Here is a 23,509-nt window from a genome sequence, read left to right as displayed (position 1 = left end):
CAAAATGGCCATCCGGCTGGATAACCACCAGGCGCTGTACGACCTGCGCCTGGGCGAGGCACGGGTGCCGCTCAACCCCCTGATCGGCCAGCGGCTGACGCTGGAGTACCTGGGCGCGATCCATTGCGTGAACTGTGGCAAACGCACCAAGACCAGCTACAGCCAGGGCTATTGCTACCCCTGCATGCTCAAGCTGGCCGCCTGTGACCTGTGCATCATGAGCCCCGAGCGCTGCCACTACGAACATGGCACCTGCCGCGAACCCAGTTGGGGCGAGCAGTTCTGCATGACCGACCATATCGTGTACCTGGCCAACAGCTCGGGCTTGAAAGTGGGCATCACCCGCGCCACACAGTTGCCAACCCGTTGGCTGGACCAAGGTGCCAGCCAGGCGCTGCCGATCCTGCGGGTTGCCACGCGCCAGCAATCGGGGCTGGCCGAAGACCTCTTCCGCTCCCAGGTCGCCGACCGTACCAACTGGCGCGCCCTGCTCAAAGGGGACGCTGCTGAAGTGGACCTGCACGCGGTGCGCGAGCAACTGTTCGACAGTTGCGGTGCCGGTATTACCCTGTTGCAGGAGCGTTTCGGCATCCAAGCCATTCAGCCACTCCCCCAGGCCGAGGTGGTCACCATCCGCTACCCCGTGGAGGCCTACCCTGCCAAGATCACCAGCTTCAACCTGGACAAGACCCCCCGTGTCGAAGGCACCCTCATGGGGATCAAGGGTCAATACCTGATATTCGACACCGGCGTGATCAACATTCGCAAATACACGGCCTACCAGCTCGCCGTGCACCAGTAGAAGGACAAGGGCATGCGCACCGAACAGCCAAAGACGATCTACCTCAAAGACTACAAGGCCCCCGACTACCTGATCGACGAAACCCACCTCACCTTCGAGTTGCATGATGACCATACCTTGGTGCATGCCCAGTTGGTGATGCGGCGCAACCCGGATGCGGGCACCGGCTTGCCGCCCTTGGTGCTGGACGGCCAGGAGCTGGAACTGCTGTCGATCAAGCTTGATGATGCTGAGTTGAGCACTAGTGAATACCAGCTCACCGAGGCCCACCTTACCGTGCAGCCTGGCGCCGCGAGCTTTGTGCTGGACACCAGCGCACGCATTCATCCGGAAACCAACACGGCGCTGGAAGGTTTGTACAAGTCCGGCAAAATGTTCTGCACCCAGTGTGAAGCCGAAGGCTTCCGCAAGATCACCTGGTACCTGGACCGCCCGGACGTGATGAGCCGGTTCACCACCAGCCTGAGTGCGGACAAGCAGCAGTACCCGATCCTGCTGTCCAACGGCAACCCCATCGCCAGCGGCGAGGATGAAGACGGCCGCCACTGGGCCACCTGGGAAGACCCGTTCAAAAAGCCCGCCTACCTGTTCGCGCTGGTAGCAGGGGACCTGTGGTGCATCGAAGATACCTTCACCCGTGCCTCCGGCAAGGATGTAACCCTGCGCATCTACGTCGAGCCTGAGAACATCGACAAGTGCCAGCACGCCATGAACAGCCTCAAGAAGTCCATGAAGTGGGATGAGGAGGTGTACGGCCGCGAATACGACCTGGACATCTTCATGATCGTGGCTGTGAACGACTTCAACATGGGCGCCATGGAAAACAAGGGCCTGAACATCTTCAACTCCAGCTGTGTGCTGGCCAAGGCCGAGACCGCAACCGATGCGGCCCACCAGCGGGTGGAAGCCGTGGTAGCTCACGAGTACTTCCACAACTGGACCGGCAACCGCGTGACCTGCCGCGACTGGTTCCAGTTGTCCCTCAAGGAAGGCTTCACCGTGTACCGGGACGCGGGCTTCTCGGCAGACATGAACTCTGCCACGGTCAAGCGCATCGAGGACGTGGCCTACCTGCGCACGCACCAGTTTGCCGAAGACGGCGGCCCCATGGCCCACCCAGTACGCCCGGCCAGCTTCATGGAAATTTCCAACTTCTACACCCTGACCGTGTACGAGAAGGGCTCGGAAGTGGTGGGCATGATCCGCACCTTGCTGGGCGCCGAGGGCTTCCGTAAAGGCAGCGACCTGTTCTTCGAGCGCCATGACGGCCAGGCCGTGACTTGCGACGACTTCGTCAAGGCCATGGAGGACGCCAACGGCGTGGACCTTGCCCAGTTCGAGCGCTGGTACAGCCAAGCCGGCACGCCACGGTTGGCGGTGACCGAAGCATTCAGCGAAGCCGAAGGCACCTACAGCCTGACCTTCCGCCAGAGCTGCCCGCCCACGCCGGAAAGCGCTGAAAAACTGCCGTTCGTGATTCCGGTCGAGTTGGGCCTACTGAACGCCGAAGGGCAGGACATTCCTCTGCAGTTGCATGGTGAAGCCGAGCCAGGCGCCACCAGCCGGGTGCTGTCCGTAACCGAAGCCGAGCAGACCTTCACGTTCACCGGCGTGAAGGCCAAACCGCTGCCCTCGCTCCTCAGGGGCTTCAGTGCGCCGGTGAAGCTGAGTTTCCCCTATAACCGCGACCAGCTGATGTTCCTGATGCAGCACGACAGCGACGGCTTCAACCGCTGGGATGCCGGGCAGCAACTGTCGGTGCAGGTGTTGCAGGAGCTGATCGGCCAGCACCAGGCGGGGCAGCCGTTAAACGTGGACACACGCCTGATCACAGCCTTTGGTACGTTGCTGGAAGACGACAGCCTAGACCAGGCCATGGTCGCCGAAATGCTGTCTCTGCCAGGGGAAGCCTACCTGATGGAGCTGAGCGAGGTGGCGGATGTGGAGGCCATCCATGCCGCCCGCGATTTCACCCGCCAGCGCATTGCTGATGAGCTGTTCGACGCGCTGCTGGCACGCTACACCGCCAATCGCGAGGCGTCCCGTGCCACGCCCTACGAGGCCAGCGCCGAGCACTTCGCCCGCCGTAGCCTGCAGAACATTGCCTTGTCGTACCTGATGCTCAGCGGCCACGACGCAGTGCTCCAGGCCACCCTGGAGCAGTATGAACACTGCGACAACATGACCGAGCGGCTGGCCGCCTTGGCGGTATTGGTAAACTCGCCCTTCGAAGCCGAGCGCGCCAAGGCCCTTGAAGCCTTTGCCGAGCACTTCAAAGACAACCCGCTGGTCATGGACCAGTGGTTCAGCGTGCAGGCCGGCAGCCCGCTGCCAGGTGGCCTTGAGCGTGTGAAGGCGTTGATGCAGCACCCGGCGTTCAGCGTACGCAACCCCAACAAGGTACGTGCGTTGATCGGTGCTTTTGCTGGGCAAAACCACATCAACTTCCACGCGCTGGATGGCAGTGGTTACCGCTTCCTGGCTGACCTGGTGATTGAGCTCAACGCGCTCAACCCGCAGATCGCCTCCCGCCAGCTCACGCCACTCACTCGCTGGCGCAAGTTTGGCGAGGCGCGGCAAGCGCTGATGAAAGGTGAGTTGGAGCGCATCAAGGCCAGTGGTTCACTGTCCAGCGATGTGTTCGAAGTGGTAAGCAAAAGCCTGGCGTAGCATTGTTCCTGTTGGACCGGGCGTAGCCCGGGAACCGTGTACATACTGTTCCCAGGCTATGCTCATCTCTTGCAGGACCAGGCCCGGCCCGGGAACAGGCTACACACCGTTCACCGCTCGATACCCGCCTTATAGTCCCAACTGCTTCCCCAACACCACATTCAAGGCATTGCGTGCGTCGTCCAGCTGCACCAGCGCGGCATGCTGCGCTGCCAGCGGGTCACGGTTCTCTATCGCGGTCAAAATCGCCTTGTGCCGCGGCATGGCGAATTCCTGAAGGTTGGGCCGCTGGTTGGAATGCTTCAAAGCCTCCCGCAAGGCCAGGGTGAGCATGTTGCACAAATGGGCCAGCAAATCGTTGTGGGTGGCATCGGCAATACGGCTGTGAAAGTCCAGGTCCGGCTGCAACAACGCCTCCGGGGATTGCGCGGCTTCCATGCGCTGGTAAGCCTCCCCAATTAAAGCCACATCTTCGGCAGTGGCCTGCTGCGCCGCCAAGGCCGCCGCCGCGGGCTCGATGATGGCCCGCACGCTGGTCAACAAAGCAAAAAACTCGTTTTGGGGCGTGGTGTGCATCACCCAATGGAGCACGTCCGGGTCCAGCAAATGCCATTCCCGGCGTGCCTTCACCACCGTACCCACACGAGGCCGCGAATACACCAACCCTTTGGCCACCAGCACACGCGTGGCCTCCCTCAGCACCGGCCGGCTGACAGCGTACTCCTCACACAGCGACGCTTCGGGCGGCAGTTTCTGGTCCGGCGGGAAGCGGCCGGACACAATGTGCATGCCCAGTTCCTGGACGATACGGGCGTGCATGCTTTTGCGTTCGGAGGGTTTGCGGTAATCCATGGGGGAGGGCGATACCTGCGAGGGCGGGAAGGGGCATGATAGCGTAAGCGGCAGCTAGCCTACACTGGGTTATGCCATACAACCTTTACAGTAGGTACCTTGCACAGCGATAGCCCAACAGGCCAGAACACCATTCCTCCTGTCTTCATTCGTCAGCAGCAAAGCCATAAATACAGGACAGCAGTGACTAACGTATTCCTTTCCCAGAAAGCCTACATAACGTAATGAGCTAAAGACTAAGCGCAAATCAACCTGTCAGAAAAAAATGCGTGAATCACGCCATGCCCAGCAGTGTCTGTAAATAGTGTTTTCGATCCACTCGGGGTTATCGTAGTAGCGAGTGAGCACTGCGAAATTACCTACTATATTGTCGTAGCAGAAAATTGCGCTTTTACCCTTTTCATCGATTTCGCAGATGGTTGCATAGTGGGTGTTATCATTCCATCCCCTGCTGATGTAGAACGTTTTCCTGCAATAAAAAAGAGGCACTTTGAAACCATATTTTGTGATGTCGCTTTTCAGCATCGTAAGCACTGGGCGGCGCTTCACCCACCCTAGCAGCTCTAATTTCCATTTCCAGTCTTGAGAAGTAGGATGAGGTTCAGTTTTTATTTTGCGGCTGTCCGTTCCTGTGACTAATCTTCCGCCACAGCTGTGAAGAACGCTATCAGCGATCCAGTCAAGACCTGCGTTGTAACCTTCTGACGCATAGCCAAAGTGCTTTCCAGAAGCGCTCCAGCAAAAGAAATGCTTTCGGTCTTTAAGGTGGGATGTGCAGGTTGCACCGTAGCCTACGCTTTCTCCGGCGGAATCCAATACATGATAAATTGTTTTGCATTTTACATCGGAGCCACGCATTTGCTGAAATAGCTCCATAGATTTAAGTTTGGTAAACGCTCGGTATGCCTTTTGGCCTGTGAGTGTTTCGACGCTATAACCGTGCTGTCGATGGAAAGGGATGTTTTCGCTGCTATTAGCTTCTGCCAGAAGGGGGACGGTTGCTGTGGCTAGATAGAACAAAGCTTTCATAAGCGCTCCGTGCTTGAGGTAGTAGGTATTTAATCACTCACCTGTATCGGCTTGAAGCCTTTCAGTCAGCCATTTTTCGACATTATATGTATATGAGGCTCAGGTTAGGGGTATTGGCTCGGGAGGGCATGGCGAAAGCTTTTCATTAATGTCAAAATGTTTCTATAACATCTGATGCAGGCTAATGATGGCTCCTAGTTGAAGATCGTGAGGCCCTGGAGGTTGTTCACTGTAAAATTCTGCCCTGCGTCCAATTTGGTTGGTTTGAAATTAAAGTATAGAGGAAGCAATTCAGGCTGTTGAGTCAAAGGTTGAACGTCCAACCTGAGCAGGACATGCAAACTGTCTGTTTATCTGTCAGGAGACTTAGGTATGAGTGATGTGATTGGAAAGCAATCAGCCGGCATTGAGAACACTTCTAGATATAGCCTCATAAAGGAATACGTGCGCTTGGCAGTTAGAAGTGGGGAAATAGGACAAGGTGACCCCTATAAAGCAAGCTTTTCAACCGGAAACAGCGGCTTGTCGTTTGGAGGCTTCCAACACGATACCCGCTTGAGAAAAAAAACCTGAGAGCGCAAACTTACTTTAGAAAAATTCTTGATGCTGATGTGGCGGCAGGCCATTTGACTAAGGCCAAGGCAGACGCGCTGTACAATGACGCCCTTAACCATCCCCATAGGATTCAGAAAAATACAGCGCGTAAAAAACTTGTCAACGCGGCACTCACGCGGCATCACACGTTGGTCGATCGAGCAGATGAAGAGCGGCTCAATGAGGTGATGGTTGAAGTAGAGCGAGTGCTGAAGGCTGCAGAGATGAACCCAGAGGGGCCAGGTGAGCTAAACAGAGAAAACCCGAACCTTGGATTTATCGCGGAATTGGCAATGTGGTCAAACCGTGGCGACGGTTTGAAAAAGACAAGCGAATATATCATGGGCATGCCAAGCATCACACGCAAAGCTTGGGAGGAAGGCTACCTTTCCAAACGGAGACAATTTACAAAGGAGGAAGAGCCCGAGGATTTTTCAAAGTGGCTAGAAAAAGTCGATCAAGCTATCAATGACGCCGAATTAGGCACACGTTGGCTTGTTGAACCAAATCCCATCCCACACAACAACCCTCACCCCACCAACACCATGCTCCCCTACGGTGGCCCTGATGGCAGCAGCGGCGCGGTGGCGTACCGGATCGATGGTGACAGCATCACCGTCCGTTTCCGCGACCGGCCTACACTGTATGTGTACGACGCCACCCGGCCCGGCGTAGCGGCAGTGCAGGAGATGCAGCGCCTGGCCAAGCAAGGGAGCGGGCTTACCACTTACATCAATCAACACATTCGCAAAAACTATGCGTTCAAAGTGGGTTAGGGCGGCCGGTTTCTATCATCCTCTGCCGGGGCACAGGCGGCCCCGGCAACCCTTGCTTATCAATGCGAATGCCGCGGCACCTCAGCCCCTCTGCACCCCACCAAGAAGTCAAAATCACACCCTTGGTCGGCCTGCATCACGTGCTGCACGTACAACTGGCGATACCCACCCGGAATCAGGTTGCTCACTGGCGGCTGGCGGTCGGCCAGGCGGGCGTTAAGCTCGGCGTCGCTGATGTCCAGATGCAGCCGGCCGATAGCACAGTCCAGTTCAATGAAATCGCCTTCCTGCACCGCGGCCAATGGCCCCCCGGCGGCGGCTTCAGGCGCCACGTGCAACACCACCGTGCCGTAAGCGGTGCCACTCATGCGGGCATCGGAAATACGCACCATGTCGGTTACGCCCTGGGCCAGCAGCTTGGCCGGCAGCCCCATGTTGCCGACTTCGGCCATGCCGGGGTAACCCTTGGGGCCGCAGTTTTTCATCACCAGAATGGAGTCGGCATCCACGTCTAGCTCTGGGTCGTTGATGCGCGCCTTGTATTCCTCGAAGTTTTCGAACACCACGGCCCGGCCTCGGTGCCGCATCAGCGCAGGTGTCGCAGCAGAAGGCTTGAGTACCGCGCCATTGGGCGCCAGGTTGCCACGCAGCACACAGATGCCGCCGTCGGCGACCAGTGGGTTGTCGATAGCACGGATCACCTGGTCGTCACCGTAGATAGGGGAGGCTTTCACGTTGTCCCACAGGCTTTGGCCGTTCACGGTCAGGGCATTGGGGTGGGGCAGCAGGTTGTTCTCGCCCAGGCGGCGGAGCACGGCGGGCAGGCCGCCTGCGTAATAAAACTCTTCCATCAGGAAGCGACCGGACGGTTGCAGGTCCACCAGCGTCGGGGTGCCACGGCCGACCCGGGTCCAGTCGTCCAGTTCAAGGTCTACGCCGATGCGCCCGGCAATGGCCTTGAGGTGAATCACAGCGTTGGTAGAGCCGCCGATGGCCGCGTTCACGCGGATGGCGTTTTCGAACGCTTCACGGGTGAGCACCTTGGACAGGCGCAGGTCCTCCTTCACCATCTCCACCGCGCGCATGCCGGACATGTGGGCCAGTACATAACGGCGTGAGTCCACTGCCGGAATGGCTGCGTTGTGGGGCAGGGACACGCCCAGGGATTCTGCCATGCAGGCCATGGTGGAGGCTGTGCCCATGGTGTTGCAGGTGCCCGCCGAGCGGGACATGCCGGCTTCAGCGGACAGGAATTCGTCCAGGCCAATCAGGCCACCCTTATAGGCTTCGTGCATTTGCCACACGATGGTGCCGGCACCGATGTCACGGCCATGGTGCTTACCGTTGAGCATAGGGCCACCGGTGACCACAATGGCCGGCACGTCGCAGCTGGCGGCGCCCATCAGCAGGGCGGGGGTAGTCTTGTCGCAGCCGGTCAGCAATACCACACCATCGACGGGGTTACCGCGAATGGCTTCTTCCACATCCATGCTCGCCAGGTTGCGGGTCAGCATGGCGGTGGGGCGCAGGTTGGACTCACCGTTGGAGAACACCGGGAATTCCACCGGGAAGCCACCGGCCTCCAGCACACCCCGTTTGACGTGCTCAGCGATCTGACGGAAATGGGCGTTGCAGGGCGTAAGTTCGGACCAGGTGTTGCAGATGCCGATAATCGGTTTGCCATGGAACTGGTGATCGGCAATGCCTTGGTTCTTCATCCAGCTGCGGTACATGAAGCCGTTTTTGTCGTTGGTGCCGAACCATTGGGCCGAGCGCAGGGTGGGTTTTTTGTCAGACATGTCAGGCTCTCTTATTGTAAGACTAATGGTGCCGCATGCCATTAAAATAGGCGGTATTGGCGTGCATGGGAAGGCCTTGTTGCTTAAATAGTATTACTATATAGTCCGCTCAACAACGCTGAGTGCAGGTGCCGGGATAACCGCCGCCATGCCGCATTCCAGACAGGTTCCATAAAAACAACAGACCTGGAGAACACCCGCCATGAGCCAGGAACTCGGGCTTATACGCCGCATCACTTTCAAGCTGGTGCCCTTCCTTGTACTGCTTTACCTGGTGGCCTACGTGGACCGCTCGGCCGTGGGCTTCGCCAAGCTGCACATGGGTGGGGACGTGGGCATCGGCGATGCCGCCTACGGCCTGGGCGCCGGGCTGTTCTTCGTGGGTTACTTCCTGCTGGAGATCCCCAGCAACCTGATGCTCGAACGCTTCGGCGCACGGCGCTGGTTCGCCCGCATCATGATCACCTGGGGCGCCATTACCATTGGCATGGCCTTCGTGCAGGGGCCTCATAGCTTCTACGTGATGCGCTTTCTGCTAGGGGCCGCCGAAGCGGGCTTTTTCCCTGGCGTTCTGTACTACATCACCCAATGGTTTCCGGTGCGCCACCGCGGAAAAATCCTGGGCCTGTTCATCCTGTCCCAGCCCATTGCCATGATGATCACCGGGCCGGTGTCTGGCGGCCTGCTGGGCATGGAAGGGGTGTTGGGGCTGCATGGCTGGCAGTGGTTGTTCATCGTGATCGGTACGCCCGCCATCTTGCTGACCTGGCCGGTGCTGCGCTGGTTGCCGGACGGGCCGCGCCAAGTCACCTGGATGACCGAGGCTGAAAAAGCCTGGTTGACGGGTGAGCTGGAAAGAGACCTGCAAGCCTATGGCCAGACCCGCCACGGCAACCCGCTGCACGCGCTGAAGGATTTTCGTGTGCTGCTGCTGGCACTGTTTTACCTGCCGGTTACCCTGAGCATCTACGGGCTAGGCCTGTGGCTGCCTACCCTGATCAAGCAGTTTGGCGGCAGCGACCTGACCACCGGCTTTGTCTCCGCCGTTCCTTATGTGTTCGGCATCATTGGGCTGTTGGTGATCCCGCGTAGATCGGACCGCCTCAATGACCGCTATGGGCACCTGGCTGTGCTGTACGTGTTGGGGGCTGCCGGCCTGTTCGGTGCCGCCTGGTTTGCGGCGCCCGCTTTGCAACTGGTCGCACTCTGCCTGGTGGCCTTCGCGCTGTTCTCCTGTACGGCGGTGTTCTGGACCTTGCCAGGCCGCTTCTTTGCCGGTGCCAGCGCTGCCGCCGGTATTGCCCTGATCAATTCGGTGGGCAACCTGGGCGGTTACTTGGGCCCCTTCGTAGTAGGGGCTTTGAAAGAGGCCACCGGCCAGTTGGCCAGCGGGCTGTATTTCCTCACCGGCGTGATGCTGTTCGGCCTGGTGCTCACTTTTATCGTGTACCGCGTGCTGGAACGGCGCCATGTGCTGCCTGCTGAAAACTTCGCCGCCAGCGCCCGTACCTGAACCTGCCAGAGAGAGACCATTATGCGTTTAGTACAATTACAAACCGCCGCCGGCACTCGCCATGTAGGCCTGGTGGAGGGGGAACAGGTACAGGTGCTCGGCGAGGTGACCTCCACCCGCGAGCTGGCGTTGCGTGCCATCGAGCAGGGCCACAGCTTGGCCGAAGCGGCTGAACGCTGCCCCCGTGGCGAACGCCTGAGCTACCGGCAGTTGCTGGATGAGGGACGTATTCTGTCCCCCTTGGACCACCCCGACACCGCCCACGTGCTGGTAACAGGCACTGGCCTGACCCACCTGGGCAGCGCCGCCACCCGGGACAAGATGCACCAGCAGGCCCATGACGAAACGGCTGTCACCGACAGCATGAAGATATTCAAGTGGGGCCTGGAAGGCGGCAAACCTGCTGCGGGCGAGGCGGGCGTGCAGCCGGAGTGGTTCTACAAAGGCGATGGCAGCATTCTGGTGCGCCCAGGGGGCGCTTTCCCACTGCCACCGTTTGCCGAAGACGCCGGTGAAGAGCCAGAGCTGGCCGGGCTGTATGTGATCGGGCCGGACCACCGCCCGTATCGCCTGGGGTATGCCCTGGGTAACGAGTTCTCGGACCATGTGATGGAGCGCAAAAACTACCTTTACCTGGCCCACTCGAAACTGCGTGCCTGTGCTTTCGGGCCGGAACTGCGCGTCGGCACGCTGCCGGACCACCTGGCCGGCGCCAGCCGCATTCACCGCAACGGCGAAGTATTGTGGGAAAAGGAGTTTCTCAGTGGCGCCGCCAACATGTGCCACAGTTTTGAAAACCTGGAATACCACCACTTCAAGTACGCGCAATTCCTGCGCCCCGGCGATGTGCACGTACACTTCTTCGGCACGGCCACGTTGTCCTTCGCCGATGGGGTCAAGGCCTGCCCAGGGGATACGTTCGAGATCAGCCTGGAAGCCTTCGGTGAACCCTTGCGCAACGGAATCGCCCCTGCCGAGGCGGTGTTCCAGCCAGGGGATGTGCGCGTGCTGTAACGCCTTAGGGATCGCAAGGGTAAACTAGCTACCTTTACCCTTGTAGAGCCCCACCATGACCCAGACCCAAACCCTTGCCCAGGCGCTTGAATGTGCCGACATGATCATCATTGATGAGCTCTACGCCTTCGACTTTGCGTTAGCCGACGATGGCCTGACCATTGTCTGTATGGATGGGCGGACGGAACGGCGCTGGCATTTCAGCCTCGAAGCGGTTGCCTGCGCAAACTTCGTTACGGAAGGCGACCAGTGGAAAATCGACGGACTCGATACTGAGCACCGGCTACGCTTGCTGGACGCCTTTTCTGCCGAAGAAGATGACGACCAAGAATAAGATTTACAGGCTGTCTGGAGATCAACTTTTGCGCGTGGGCATGGTCTTCCACTGAGGATTCAACATGCTGCGAGTACTGATGACGCTTACCCTTGCCGGCGCCGCGACCTTAGGCGCCACCCTTGCCAATGCCACCACCTACGACCTGCTGGTCGGGACCTATACACAAGGTGCCAGCCAAGGCCTGTATCGCCTGCGTTTCGACAGCCAGACCGGCCAGATCGCCCGCGACCCTGTACAGGTCATCAAGGCGGATAACCCCTCTTGGCTCACCCTTAACAAGGCCCAGACCCGCCTGTTCGTCTCCAACGAAAACGGCCCAGGCGCCAAAGACCCCATCGGGCGGGTGAGCAGCTACCGCATTGACCCGGCCACCCATGAAGTGACCCCCGTGAACCAGGTGGAAAGCAAGGGCGACGAACCGACCCATGCCAGCCTGAGCGAGGATGAGCACTTTCTGTTCGTGTCCAACTATGCCGTTGCGCCGGACCCAGGCGGCAGCCTGACGGTGTTGCCGGTCAACGAAGATGGCACCCTGGGTGAAGTGGTGCAGCAGTTCCGCAATGCGCCCAGCAAGGTCAACCCTGAGCGCCAGGCGGGCGGCCATGTGCACTCGGTGGTCAGCAACCGGGGGTATGTGTATGCCAACGACCTGGGCGCCGACAAGATTTTTATCTACCGCTACCAGAACAACGCCAAGGCACCGCTGAACCCGGCCAGCCCGGCCTCGGTGTCCCTGCCACCCGGTGGGGGGCCTCGCCATCTTCAGTTCGACGCCAAGGGCGGGCACGCGTGGCTTACCTTGGAAATGCCTGCCCAGGTCGCCAGCTTCCAATGGCGTGCAGGTAACCTGGTACGCACTCAACTCCAGGACCTGGTACCGGGTCAGCAACCTGCCCAGGGCGCCGGTGGTGGGCTGCACCTGTCCCCAGACGGCAAGTTCCTGTACGTGGCCAACCGAGGCGCCGTCAATGAGCTGGTGGTATACGCCGTGGACCGTGAGGGCGGTCTGAAAGTGGTACAACGCCGCTCCATTGAAGGTGACCATCCCCGGGAGTTCACCCTGGACCCTACCGGGCGGTTCGTGTTGATCGCTAACCAGAAGAGCAACGAGATTGTAGTGATGGAGCGGGATGCGAAAAGCGGCATGCTGACCCGTACCGTGCAGCACTACACGCAGGACTCACCGTCGGACCTGAAATTCCTGCTGCCCACGCGGTGATGCCGCCGGTTCCATGAACAGGTTCGCAGGCTTGCGCCAGCTCCCACAGGGTTTGGCTGTACTTACCCATGGAGCCTCCCAAGGTTGGATAGGTGTCCAACCCTGGGGAGCAGCTCATCCCTGTGGGACTGGGTGTAGCCAGAGGCGAAACCCGGTAACTGGTCACACTCGCTACGGTACGACCGTCACCTCGCTCAACCCGTTGCCCTGTCGGCGCACCTGGATCTGCACGGGGATGCGCTCGTGCATCTCCTGGACGTGGGAAATGACCGCCACTTTCCGGCCTTGGGCTTGCAGGTTGTCCAGGGCGTCCATGGCCAGTTGCAGTGACTCCGGGTCCAGGCTGCCAAAGCCTTCGTCAATGAACAGTGACTCGATGCGAAGGTTGTCCGAGGCCATGGAGGCCAGGCCCAGGGCCAAGGCCAATGACACCAGGAAGGTCTCCCCGCCGCTGAGCGAATGCACCGAGCGCACTTCGTCCGCCATTTCCGTATCCACTACCAGCAGCCCTAAGGCACTGCCACCGCGTTTGAGCCGGTAGCGCCGTACCAATTGCAGCAGTTGGGCATTGGCATGGCGAATCAGCAGGTCCAGGTTATACGCCTGGGCGATTTTACGTAGCCGGTCACCCTCCGCCGAGCCGATCAAGGCCGACAGCCGCCCCCAACGGCGATGCTCAGCCTGGGCCGCCTCGACCTGCGTGGCCAGCGCCTCCCTGGCCTGCCGACGCCGATCATCTTCCAACTGCGCGGCACGCAGTTCGGCTACGGCGTGTTCTCGCTCGGTACAGTCTGTTTCCGCAGCATCCAACGCCTGGCTCAATGCTTCGGGCTCCAGCCCCTCTGGGTTGCTCTGCTCGGCATGCGCCTGCACACGCTGCGCCCGCTCGGCCTGCAGCACACTGGCATGTTCCAATGCCGTCTGCGCCGACTGAAGGCGGTTTCGCAGCTGGTCTTCAGCCTCTGGGGCGATGGCCAGCAGGCGCGCCAGGCGGGTGTCATCCAGTGCAGGGCAGGTCTCTCGCCACCGGGCCAATTGGGTGGTCAACTCGGCATGCTCTTGCTGGGCGCTGGCATGCTGATCGCGTAGCGCCTGCGCCTGTCCTTGGGCCGCCAAGGCGTCATGGCTGCTGTGTTGCACCGCCTGAGCGGCCTGGGACTGGCCCAAGCGAGCCCCTACGACCGCTTGTTCCAGGCTGGCCTGCCAGGCGTCGGCGGTGGCGTGCGGTCCCAAGCGCTCGGCCAACTTGGCACGCAGCTCCGCGCGTCGTTTCAACTGGCTTTCCAGGCCGGCTCGCACGGTTGCCAACTGCTCGGCCAGGCTGAGCGACTGTGCTGTCGCCAATACGTGCTGTTGTTGGCGTTGCGTATGGGCCAGGGTGTGGGTGTGTTGTTGGTCCAAAAGGCCGAGTCGTTCACCTACGGCGGCCTCCAGCTCGGCCAGGGCCTGGGCTGGATGGTCCCGCAGCGCCTCTAGCACAGGGGCAGGCAGCAATTCGGCGAAGGCCTCTAGCTCTTCGTCAAAGCGCTGCTGCTCCCGCTGCAGTTGCTCAAAGTGCGCCTGTGCGGCACTTGCGGCATCCTTGGCGGCTTGCTGGGCCGCCTGCACCTGGTTCTGGTGGCCGGTGGCCTCGCCCTGGGCCGTAATGAGCTGGTTGAGCTGTTCCTCATCAGTAGCAATCTGCGTGCGCAGGCGGGTACTGGCTTCCTTCAACCAGGCCTGGCGTTTCGGCGCATCGACAGCCAGTAACGCCTCTTGCCGTGGCAGCTGTTGCAACGCCTCAAGGTCGGCGGCCTGCTCAGCGCTGACACGCTGGTGCTGCTCTGCCGTGGTTTTCTGCTGCTCCATCAGCCCCCGGACTTCAGCTCGAAGTTCGGCCAGCCGACTGGCCAGTGCCTGTACCTTGTCTTGGGCTGCCTGCCTGTCGGCCAGGTCCTGGGCCTCCAGGGTCTCCAGCACCGTGCTGGTTTCGCCGGCTTGGCCAGGGTGTTCGGCACTGCCGCACACAGGGCAGGGCTCGTTTGGCACCAGCCCGGCACGCAGGCGGGCCAGGTGCTGGCGTTCGAGCAACTGTGTGGTGACGTCCAGTGCCTGGCTGGCGGCGGCATGCTCGGTTTTCACCGCTTGGCCTTCCTGAGTCAACCGTTCACGTTGTTCGGCCAGGCGTTGCTGTTGAAGCCGCATGTCGGCCAAACGCGTGTCACTCTCGGCACAGCGACGCCACTGGCCTTCCAGCGTACTCAGGTCGTCCAGCCCTGTACGGTTGTCCTTGAGCAGTGTGTTGAGCAGGCGCAGCCGCTCGCCCAGGTCCGATGGGTTGCCCAACCGCCTCATAATCTCGTCCAGTGTGGCCTGGGCAGCGCTGTGCCGCTGGTGAGCGGACTCAGACGCTTTGTTCAGGGCCGGTAACTGCGTGTGCAACTGCCGCACCTCAGCCGCGACCTGTACCGCCCGGTGCAGCCGAGGCTGGTAGGCCTGCCAGGCCTCGGCCAGTTGCGCCAGCGCCGTGCTCGCACCCAACTGAGCGCCCAGCGATTCAAGGGCCGCCGCACCACGGGCATGAGCGTTCTCAAGGGCGGCCTGAGCCTGTTCGGCCTGCCCGTGCTCGGCGTTGAGCTGGGCCTCTCGGGCCTGCTGCGGCGCCAGGTCCTGCTCTACGTGGTGAAGCGCTGCCTGCTGCTCGAACGCCTCACGCAAGGCTGGCCCAGCTTCGGTTTGTTGGTCAAGGGCCGTTTGCAAGGCCTGATCGGCGGCTTGCAAGGCCTGCTGGCTATGAACACTGGCTTCCTGGAGCGCAATCACACGCGCGTTGGCGGCAGTGGTAGCCTGCTCAAGCTGCTGCACTTGGCCTGCCAGCCGGGCATGGCGTTCCAGCAGCGCCCTTTGGGGGGCAAGGGCCTGAAGGTGGGTAAGGTCCTCGCGTTCGTTGGCCAGCTGTTGCCAGCCCGCTTCAGCCTGAGCCAGCGCCTCCGTGGCTGCGGTCAGCTCGGCCGCCAGGCGTGTGCCTGCCAGGTGGTGCTGGTGCTGGACGTCCAAGGCCTTGCGGTGGGCCTGGGCGGTGAGCAGTGCCTCCCGCGCCTGGTTCAGGCGGCCCTCCAACGCTTGCCGCTCGTCCTCGCTCAAGGCGGCGAATGCACCTTCCTGTGCCTGCAAGGCGTCCAGCTGCTGGCGGGCCGTGCGTGCCTTGTCATAGGCGCGCCGGCCCAGGCGGCTGTACAGCGCCGTATCGGTCAGCTTCTCCAGCAGTTCGCTGCGCTCATTGTCATCGGACTTGAGAAAGGCACTGAATTCACTTTGTGCCAGCATCACGGCACGGGTGAACTGTTCAAAGTTCAAGCCAAGGCAGGCTTCGAGCAGGGGGCGGTATTCGTTTTTCTGGGTGGTGAGCAATTGTTGGGTGTTCAGGTCTCGCAGGCTCTGCCGGCTGCCCTGAAGCTTGCCATTGGCCTTTTCACGGGCACGGTTGGCTTCCCATCGTGCCCGATAGCGCACGCCGTCCACCCCAAGAAAGTCCACCTCGGCATAACCGGCCCCGGCGCCTCGGCGCAACAGGTTACGCGGGTCACCGGTGCTGATCTCGCCGTCGACGTCCGGCACTTTGCTGCTACTGCTTGTGTGGCCCAGCCGGGGTACAGCGCCAAACAAGGCCAGGCACAGGGCATCGAGCAACGTGCTTTTGCCAGCGCCCGTAGGGCCTGTGATTGCGAAAAGCCCAGCACTGGCCAAGGGTTCAGCGGTAAAGTCCAGCTCCACCGGGCCGGCCAGAGAGGCGAGGTTTTTCAGGCGAATCGCAAGAATCTTCACGGCTGCTGCTCCAACTGTTCTTCCTGAAGCAGCAGGAGAAAGTCTGCCAGGGTAGGCTCATCCACGGCGCTGCCGTACTGCTCTTCCCAGGCTCGACTGAACACTTGCTCCGGTGTGAGCTGTTCAAGCTGCTCCAGGGCCACGTCGCCCTCGCGACGGCCACTGCCTTGATAATCCACGGCAATACGCACCAGGCGAGCGGCCTTGCCCTCCAGTGCCGCTTCGACCCGAGCACGCAGGTCTGGCTGTGGCGCGTCCAGCTGTACCCTCACTTCAAGCCAGGGATGCTGGACCACGCTGGCCAGCAGGTCCGGCACAGGCAAGGCGTCGAGGGTTGCCAGCACATGGTCCAGGGAGGCAGGCCCAACGCGCAGCAGGTCCACGGCGCGGGGCACCCGGTGCGGGACCACCTGTTCCAAGCGGTCGCCGTTGAAGTCCACTTGCAACACCTGGTGGGGGTAGTCCACCTCCGAGAAGGACAAGGGTATGGGCGAGCCGCTGTAGCGCAGGCGCTGCTCGCCATTGACCTGTTGCGGCTTGTGCAGGTGGCCTAGGGCAACGTAGCCCACGCTGTCGTCGAACAGGCTGGCCGGCAGCGCCTCGGCGGTGCCAATGACCAGGCTGCGCTCGGACTCCAGGGACACCGTGCCACCGGCCATGTGGGCATGGCTGATGGCAATCAGGGGCTGGCCGGGTTGGCGGCGTGCATTGGCCGCGGCAATCAGCCGTTGGTGAACCTGCGCGATTCCGCCAAGGTAGTCCTCGCCCAGGTGCAGGCCGGTCACTTCGGCTGGGCGCAGGAAGGGCAGTGCCAGGCACCAGGCCGCGGTCGCACCGGTGGCATCGCTCAAGGGGATAAGCAGGCGGTCGCAGTCCAGCTCGCCGTCGTTCAACCACAGCACGCGCCCGAGCGCATGGGTGCGCAGGCGGCGCATCAGGGGGGCAGGCAGTTCGATACGGGAACCGGAGTCGTGGTTGCCGGCAATCATTACCAGGGTCAGCGAGGGCAGGGCTTCATGGGCACTGACGATGAAATCGTAGAGCCGCTCCTGGGCTTTGAGCGGCGGGTTCACCGTGTCGAAAATGTCCCCGGCGATCAGCAAGGCATCGGGCGCCAGCGCAACGAGACGGGCCAGCAGCCAGTTTAGAAAGGCCTGGTGTTCGAAGTCACGGTCTTGGCCATGAAGGCTTTGCCCCAGGTGCCAGTCCGAGGTGTGCAATAAGCGCATGGAAGGCCTCGCTCTCATCTAGGGTACAGCGGAGGCAGGTTGTCCTCCGCTTCGGGGTGATGCCGGCCGTTGGCAGGAATGCCGCTGACCGCCAGCCATAGGCGCTCGCCCTGCCAGTAACGGCCCGCTTCGCTATAAAGCGCGCCGTTGAGGCCATCCAGCGCCTCGGACAACAGCGGGTAGTGCTCGGCCAGTTCGGCCAGGGTTTGCGGCTGCTGGCGCGCCCAGGCATCCAGCGCCTGCCTGGACGCTTGAGGGTTGTTGTCCAGGCAGGCGCGTTTCAAATCATCCAGCAGGCTGCGGGGGCTAGGGCCGAGGGCGGCCAGCCGAGCCACGGCAGGGCGTGAGCGCGCTCGCCACCACAGGCCTAGCCCCAGCACGCTGGTGCACAGCAGCACGGCGGTTGCCAGTTGCCACGGCCATAGCACTTGTGGGGCGGGCGGGGCCACTGTCGGGCTGGCCGGTGTACTCGGCGCTTGCACCCGTTCAGTCACGTTCAGCGTACGCGCGGGCAAACTGGTGCGTTCCAAATGGTCTTCGCGGGTGTTCCACCACACCACCTCCACGCTCGGCAGTTCCTGCACGCCGGCCCGTACCGGCACCAGTGCTTCGCGCTCCTGGCGGCTGCCCAGCAGGCCACGTTCGGAAGGCTGGTCGCTGAGCTGGGGTTGATCAGGGTAGCGACGCAGGCCGGTCAGCTCGGTGCTGGGCAACGGTGGCAACTGTGCGCTGGACAGGCCTTCGGCCTTGACGGTGAGGGTACGGGTCAATGAGTCCCCGACGCGGGCGTCTTCTGGCGCCGGGTTCCAGCTTTCCTGCAGGCTGAGGCTGCGTGCAGGCAGCCAGGTGGCATCGGCAGGGTAAAGGGCTGGCTTGGCCAACACCCGCAAGGTGATCTGCGCCGAGCGAACCCGTAGCGTAGCGCCGGCCCTGGGCGATCCGCCGTCACTGTTTTCCACGGGTGTGGCGGTGAACAACAGTGCCGGGATCGTCAAGGTACCGCTGCGCTGCGGGTACAGGGCATAGCGGGTCTCCAGGACACCATGGCGCACCCCATTGATTACTTTTTCATAGGTACGGCGGCCCCCCAGCAGTTGCACCCGTGCATCGGGCAGGTCAGGTGGGGCGAACGTGCTGTCGTCGTACAGCGGCACCGAATGGTAGACCCGCAGGGTAAGAATGACTTGGGCCTGCACGTAGGCCTGGTCCTGGTCCAACGTGGCCTCGATGAAAACTGGTGCGGTGGTGGGCCTGGCCGGCGTATCGGCATCCAATACTTGCAGTACCACAGGCTGGCTACGCAGCTCGCCTACGGAGAGGGCGGGCAAGGTAAGGGTGCCGCTCTGCCGTGCCACCAGAGTAATGATCCAGCGAGTGCTGGGCCCGTGGTCATCGGCCAGGCTGGCCACCTCGTTAACCTGGCGCACGGCACCGACCTCGAATTGGGCCTGCAGCGGTGTGGTGTCCGGCCGGCCAAACAGGGTCACGTCAGCAGTGGACAACGTCAGCTCGAAGGACTCGCCGACGGCCAGGCGGGTGCGATCGACACTGGCCAATAGCGTACTGGCGCTGGCTGCCAAGGGCGACAGCGCGATCAAGACGCAGAATAAAAAGGCGCACAGCCGACTCATGGGTGTTGTTCCTGCCGTTGTTGCTGTTCGTACCAGAATTTGCGGCGCAGCAGTTCGGAGGGGTCATCCGGGATCTGCCGCAGCCACTGTTCGAGGGATTCCTGAGCCTCACTGTCTGGGTAGTCACCCTCCGCAGCGTTGGCCCGGGCAAGGGTAGGGTCGCCTTCACTGGCGCCACTGGCCTGGCTCGCACCGTCACGTGGCTGCCCCGCAGAGGGTTGGGGCTGCGTCGCCTCGTTGGGGGCTGTGTTGCCCGGTTGACCTGGCGGTGCGGCTACAGGCGGTGACTCGTCGCTAGTGCGCTGGGCGTCTTGCGCGGGGGTGGCCTGTGCTTTGCGTTTGTCCAGCAGGGCCTTGACTACCGCCTGGTTGTCGGCGGCCACCTTCAAGGAGGGCTGGCGGTCGAGGGCTTGTTCATAGGCCTGAATGGCGGCCTCCAGCTCACCGGCCATGGCCAGCGCGTTGCCGCGGTTGTAATGATCGATGGCCGTATCGCCTTGGGCAAAGCGTTTTGCGGCTTCGGCGTACTGCCCAGCCTGGTAGAGGGCTACACCTTGCCAGCGGGCTTCGCGGAAGCGCAAGGCGGCTGCCGCAGGTTGACCCATTGTGAGCAGGCGTTGGCCTTGCTGGTCCGGCCGCCACCACAGGTCGGCCAGGCCAAAGGCGTGGGCCGGCGTAGGCACGCTGCCCAGAGCCAGCAGTAGGGGCAGGCATAGCAACCAGCCACGGCGGCCGGCCAGCGCCGCCACGATCAGCAGGGGTAGCACCAGCCAGTAGCCCTGATCGGCCCAGCGATCCAGCGGGTGGCTGGACAGTTCATCCGCGGCAGGCAGTGCCCGAGGCGTTTCGAACAAGCCGAGCGCGCGCAGGTCGTGGTTGTCCAGCCGTGCGGTTTCATAACGGCCCTGGTGGCGGCTGGCCAAGGCAGCAAGGCGGTCGGCCTCCAAGCGTGGTAGGGCAATGCTGCCATCGGCGCCTTTGAGCAGCTCGCCGTCTTCACGGGTGACGGGGGCACCCTCGGCAGTGCCCAGGCCTAGCACCAGCAACGGGGGGGCTCGGTGTGCCAGCAATCGGTCAATGGCCTGCTGCTCGCTGTCGGTGACGCTCGATGCCAGCAGCAGCAACCGGCCGGCGCCTTGGCCCGCCTGTGCAAGAAGGTCCAGCGCCTGGGCCACGGCAAGGTCCGCACGCTGGCCCGGCACCGGCATCAGCGACGGTTTCAGCGCCTGGAGCAGGTTGCTGCTGGTGGCCATGTCATCAGACAGTGGCACCAACGTATGGGCGCTACCGGCATACACCACAATGGCGGTTTGGGCGTCTGCACGGCGCTCTAGCAGGTCAATGATTTTGCGCCGGGCCTGGCCTAGGCGGTCGGGCGAGGCATCCTTGGCCAGCATGTCCGGCGTGAGCGGCAGCATGATGACCAGCGGGTCAACGGGCCGCTGGCCGGCCTGCTGCACTTTTTCCCAGCCCGGCCCTGCCAGTGCCAAGCCCGCCAGCAGTGCACCCAGCCCCAACAGAATGCGCGGCCCCCGTTCGAAGCGCGCGTGCTGGCTACCGCGCAGGAGAGTGCCATGAAACGGGCGGGGCAGCAGCGCCTGCCAACGGCCACTGCGTCGGCGGCGTAGCCATAAGGCCCAGCACAGCCAGGCCAGCACAGGCCAGGCAGCAAACCAGACAGGCCGCGACCAATGGGGCCATAGCTCCATCATGGGTGCCGCCCTCCACGGGCCAGGCGCTCACGCCAGCGCGTGGCCTGCTTACTCAGTGCTCGTAGCCAGGCCAGCCGCCACAGCAGTGGCAACAGGCGTTGGCAGACCATTAGCGCCACCAGTGTCACTGCGCCGGCCAGCGGCCAGTGGTACAACGGCTGCACCGGGCGAATGCGGGTGGGCGCCTGGCTGACCGGTTCCAGCCGGTCAAGTGCGTCATTGATGCCTTGCAGGTCCTTTCCATCCTTGGCACGAAAGTATTCACCGGCCGTGGCACTGGCGATGGTTTGCAGCGCAGCTTCGTCCAGGTCGTCGCCACGGTTGATGCCCAAGGCGCCCTCTGGTGGCGCGGCACCAGGGTCGGCGCCGATACCGATGGTGTGAATGCGCACCTGCTCGCGAGCCGCCAGGCGCGCGGCTACCAGAGGCTGGATATGGCCACCATTGTTGGCCCCGTCGGTGACCAGTACCAGCACGCGGCTGTCAGCCGGGCGCAGGCGCAACCGTTTGACCGCCAGGCCAATGGCATCGCCGATCGCGGTGGTCTGGCCGGCGATCCCGACTTGGGCGTCGTCCAGCCAGGCGTGCACGGTGTGCCGGTCGAAGGTCAGGGGTGCCTGCACATAGGCCCGGCTGCCAAACAGGATCAGGCCCACCCGGTCCCCTTCACGGGCTTCGAGAAAATCACCTAGCAAATGCTTGACCAGCGCCAGCCGGCTCACCTGGTCGCCTTGCCACTGCATGTCGGGGTAATCCATGGACCCCGACACATCCACGGCCACCAGCAGGTCACGGCCACTGGCGGGCAAGGGGAGTGGGGCGCCTAGCCATTGCGGGCGGGCCGCCGCCGTCAACAGCAACAGCCATACCAGTGCATAAGGCAACTGCTGGCGCCACCGAGGCAGGCGGCGGTACGCCTGGCGCTGGCTGAGGCGGGCCAGTTCGTCCAGAAAGCCCACCTGCAGCACCTGTTCACCGGTGCTGGCCGGGGGCAAGGCCAAGCGCAGGAGCCAGGGCAGCGGCAGCAGCAAGGCGATCCAGGGCCAGGCGAACTCAAGCATGCTTGCGAATCCAGGTGTCCACCGACTGGTACAAGCCGTTGATGGCCTTGTCGTCCAGCTTGCACTCGGGGCGGTACACACCTTCCACCAGGATCATCCAACGGGTAAGGCCCGCCGCCGGGCAACGGTTGTCCAGAAACGCCAGCCATTTTCGGCCGTTGAGGGTATGGCTGTTGGCCCCCGGATAATGGTTGCGGCACAGTCGCTTTAGCAACGCATTAAGTTGCTGCAGCCAAGCGCCCGCCGGTGCGCCATCGTAGGGCCGGGGCATTTGAGCCAGTTCAGCCAGTGCTTCGGCACGGATCGGGTCCACACTGTTGTCGGCTGCGGGTGCAGGCACTTCGGTTTCGACCGGCGCCGCGGCGGGCGTTCGACACCAACGCCATACGGCCCCCGCCATGACCAGCAGCAACAGCGCTAGCAGCCACCAGCCAGGCGCCAGCGGCCAAACGCCAATGGGTGAGGGCTCTATCAGCGGATGAAGCCGGCTGAGCGGGTTCATGGCGTAACGCTCATGGGGGCAGGGGCGAGGCGAGGGCGAGCGCTGGTGTATTCGCGCAGCTGATCCACGGCGTCGCTGCGCGTGCTCAACGGCAACACCAGCACACCCAGCTTCTGGCCTAGGCGCTCCCAGCGGGCTTGGCGTGCGTGCGCCAGGGCCTGATAGCCACGGCGAAGTTCGGCATCTCCGGTATCGATGTCCAGCTCCGCCTCGCCCAGCCCGAAGCGCAATAGGCCGGCTGCGGGCAGTGCGTGGTCCAACGGGTCGCTGATGGGCAGCAACAGCAGGTCACAGTGCCGGGCCAGCAGCCGGAGCTGCTGTTCAGCCGCATCGCTCAACGCTCGCTCGTCACAAATCACAATGGCCAGGCTGCCAGGGCGTAGTACTTCACGGGCACGGCGCAGCGCGCTGCCCAGCGGGTCAGCGGCTGGCGCACTGTCGGTGCTGAGTGCGCCGTTTACCCTCACCAGGCGGTTCAGCAATTGCAGCAGGCTCTGCTTGCTGCGCCGGGGCTTTATCTCATAGTGCTCCAGGTCCCCGAACACCAGGCCGCCTACACGGTCGTTGTGCTCTAGGGTGGCCCAACCGAACAATGCCGCCACCTGGGCGGCCATCGTGGACTTGAACGTGGTGGCTGAGCCGAAGAACAGTTGCCGGCTCTGTTCCACCAGAATGAAAATGGGCCGCTCGCGTTCTTCGTGAAACAGTTTGGTATGGGGTTCCTGGGTGCGTGCAGTCACGCGCCAATCGATGTTGCGCACGTCGTCACCGGCCTGGTACACCCGCACCTGGTCGAAATCCACACCCCGGCCGCGCAGCTTGGAATGGTGCAGGCCGATCAACGGGCTGCGCTGGCCAGGCCCCGAAAACAGGTGCACTTCACGCACACGGTGGCGCATCTCGATCAACTGGGCGAGGGTCACGGTGATGCTGGGCATAGCACGGGAGTGGCTGTTCATGGTCGC

At 62.3% G+C, this 23,509-nt stretch carries 18 protein-coding genes; 8 read left to right on the top strand and 10 right to left on the bottom strand.

Annotated features, from left to right (window positions below; translation table 11 throughout):
- The first annotated feature begins 4 nt into the window (after positions 1–4).
- Complete coding sequence (locus ACSAMW_RS05965) at positions 5–802, top strand: DUF2797 domain-containing protein (RefSeq protein WP_500593983.1); 798 nt, start codon at positions 5–7, stop codon at positions 800–802.
- Between the two features lie 12 nt (positions 803–814).
- On the top strand, positions 815–3,472 hold the full coding sequence (pepN, locus tag ACSAMW_RS05960; protein ID WP_500593126.1) for an aminopeptidase N: 2,658 nt from the start codon (positions 815–817) through the stop codon (positions 3,470–3,472).
- Between the two features lie 129 nt (positions 3,473–3,601).
- Here the strand turns inward: pepN and ACSAMW_RS05955 are convergent, their stop codons facing one another.
- A complete protein-coding gene (locus ACSAMW_RS05955) occupies positions 3,602–4,324 on the bottom strand; it encodes a FadR/GntR family transcriptional regulator (RefSeq protein WP_168083677.1) in 723 nt (240 codons plus the stop codon).
- Between the two features lie 255 nt (positions 4,325–4,579).
- Positions 4,580–5,353 (bottom strand): hypothetical protein, encoded by a 774-nt coding sequence (locus ACSAMW_RS05950; RefSeq protein WP_500593125.1) that lies wholly within the window; start codon positions 5,351–5,353, stop codon positions 4,580–4,582.
- 372 nt (positions 5,354–5,725) lie between these two features.
- Between ACSAMW_RS05950 and ACSAMW_RS05945 the strand changes: the two genes are divergently transcribed.
- Positions 5,726–5,926, top strand: coding sequence for a hypothetical protein (locus ACSAMW_RS05945; RefSeq protein ID WP_500593124.1), 201 nt, complete (start codon positions 5,726–5,728; stop codon positions 5,924–5,926).
- Positions 5,927–5,979: 53 nt separating this feature from the next.
- On the top strand, positions 5,980–6,723 hold the full coding sequence (locus ACSAMW_RS05940; RefSeq protein WP_500593123.1) for a hypothetical protein: 744 nt from the start codon (positions 5,980–5,982) through the stop codon (positions 6,721–6,723).
- A 59-nt stretch (positions 6,724–6,782) separates the two neighbouring features.
- On the opposite strand, the gene ACSAMW_RS05935 is transcribed toward ACSAMW_RS05940, so the two are convergent.
- The gene (locus tag ACSAMW_RS05935) at positions 6,783–8,522 is read right to left on the bottom strand and encodes an IlvD/Edd family dehydratase (RefSeq protein ID WP_500593122.1); all 1,740 of its coding nucleotides are present in this window, start codon (positions 8,520–8,522) and stop codon (positions 6,783–6,785) included.
- A gap of 202 nt (positions 8,523–8,724) precedes the next feature.
- Here ACSAMW_RS05935 and ACSAMW_RS05930 point away from each other — a divergent pair, with 202 nt between their 5' ends.
- The 4 genes from ACSAMW_RS05930 (at position 8,725) to ACSAMW_RS05915 (ending at position 12,605) form a co-directional block, all read left to right on the top strand.
- Positions 8,725–10,035 carry an MFS transporter gene (locus ACSAMW_RS05930; protein ID WP_500593121.1) on the top strand — a complete coding sequence of 437 codons (1,311 nt, stop codon included), beginning with the start codon at positions 8,725–8,727 and terminating at the stop codon, positions 10,033–10,035.
- Positions 10,036–10,056: 21 nt separating this feature from the next.
- Entirely contained in the window at positions 10,057–11,049 is a 993-nt protein-coding gene (gene araD1, locus ACSAMW_RS05925; RefSeq protein ID WP_500593120.1) for an AraD1 family protein, read from the top strand.
- A gap of 55 nt (positions 11,050–11,104) precedes the next feature.
- Complete coding sequence (locus ACSAMW_RS05920) at positions 11,105–11,383, top strand: DUF5629 family protein (protein ID WP_500593119.1); 279 nt, start codon at positions 11,105–11,107, stop codon at positions 11,381–11,383.
- A 64-nt stretch (positions 11,384–11,447) separates the two neighbouring features.
- Entirely contained in the window at positions 11,448–12,605 is a 1,158-nt protein-coding gene (locus ACSAMW_RS05915) for a lactonase family protein (protein ID WP_500593118.1), read from the top strand.
- 171 nt (positions 12,606–12,776) lie between these two features.
- Here the strand turns inward: ACSAMW_RS05915 and ACSAMW_RS05910 are convergent, their stop codons facing one another.
- The 7 genes from ACSAMW_RS05910 to ACSAMW_RS05880 are packed head-to-tail and all read right to left on the bottom strand — an operon-like array spanning position 12,777 to position 23,503.
- Positions 12,777–16,409 (bottom strand): AAA family ATPase, encoded by a 3,633-nt coding sequence (locus ACSAMW_RS05910; protein WP_500593117.1) that lies wholly within the window; start codon positions 16,407–16,409, stop codon positions 12,777–12,779.
- Positions 16,406–17,638: an exonuclease SbcCD subunit D C-terminal domain-containing protein gene (locus ACSAMW_RS05905; RefSeq protein WP_500593116.1), complete on the bottom strand. Its 1,233-nt coding sequence runs from the start codon at positions 17,636–17,638 to the stop codon at positions 16,406–16,408. Before ACSAMW_RS05905 ends, ACSAMW_RS05910 begins: the two co-directional genes overlap by 4 nt.
- 14 nt (positions 17,639–17,652) lie before the next feature.
- A complete protein-coding gene (locus ACSAMW_RS05900; RefSeq protein ID WP_500593115.1) occupies positions 17,653–19,269 on the bottom strand; it encodes a BatD family protein in 1,617 nt (538 codons plus the stop codon).
- The gene (locus tag ACSAMW_RS05895) at positions 19,266–20,981 is read right to left on the bottom strand and encodes a tetratricopeptide repeat protein (RefSeq protein ID WP_500593114.1); all 1,716 of its coding nucleotides are present in this window, start codon (positions 20,979–20,981) and stop codon (positions 19,266–19,268) included. Before ACSAMW_RS05895 ends, ACSAMW_RS05900 begins: the two co-directional genes overlap by 4 nt.
- Complete coding sequence (locus ACSAMW_RS05890) at positions 20,978–22,042, bottom strand: vWA domain-containing protein (protein ID WP_500593113.1); 1,065 nt, start codon at positions 22,040–22,042, stop codon at positions 20,978–20,980. The genes ACSAMW_RS05895 and ACSAMW_RS05890 overlap by 4 nt, the downstream gene beginning before the upstream one ends.
- Positions 22,035–22,544: a DUF4381 domain-containing protein gene (locus tag ACSAMW_RS05885; protein ID WP_500593112.1), complete on the bottom strand. Its 510-nt coding sequence runs from the start codon at positions 22,542–22,544 to the stop codon at positions 22,035–22,037. The genes ACSAMW_RS05890 and ACSAMW_RS05885 overlap by 8 nt, the downstream gene beginning before the upstream one ends.
- Entirely contained in the window at positions 22,541–23,503 is a 963-nt protein-coding gene (locus ACSAMW_RS05880) for a DUF58 domain-containing protein (protein WP_500593111.1), read from the bottom strand. The genes ACSAMW_RS05885 and ACSAMW_RS05880 overlap by 4 nt, the downstream gene beginning before the upstream one ends.
- Between the last annotated feature and the right edge of the window lie 6 nt (positions 23,504–23,509).

It is taken from the genome of Pseudomonas sp. AB39(2026) (assembly GCF_059831485.1).
Note: the sequence above shows the minus strand (reverse complement) of the source record. Positions and strands in the feature narration are given on the sequence as shown.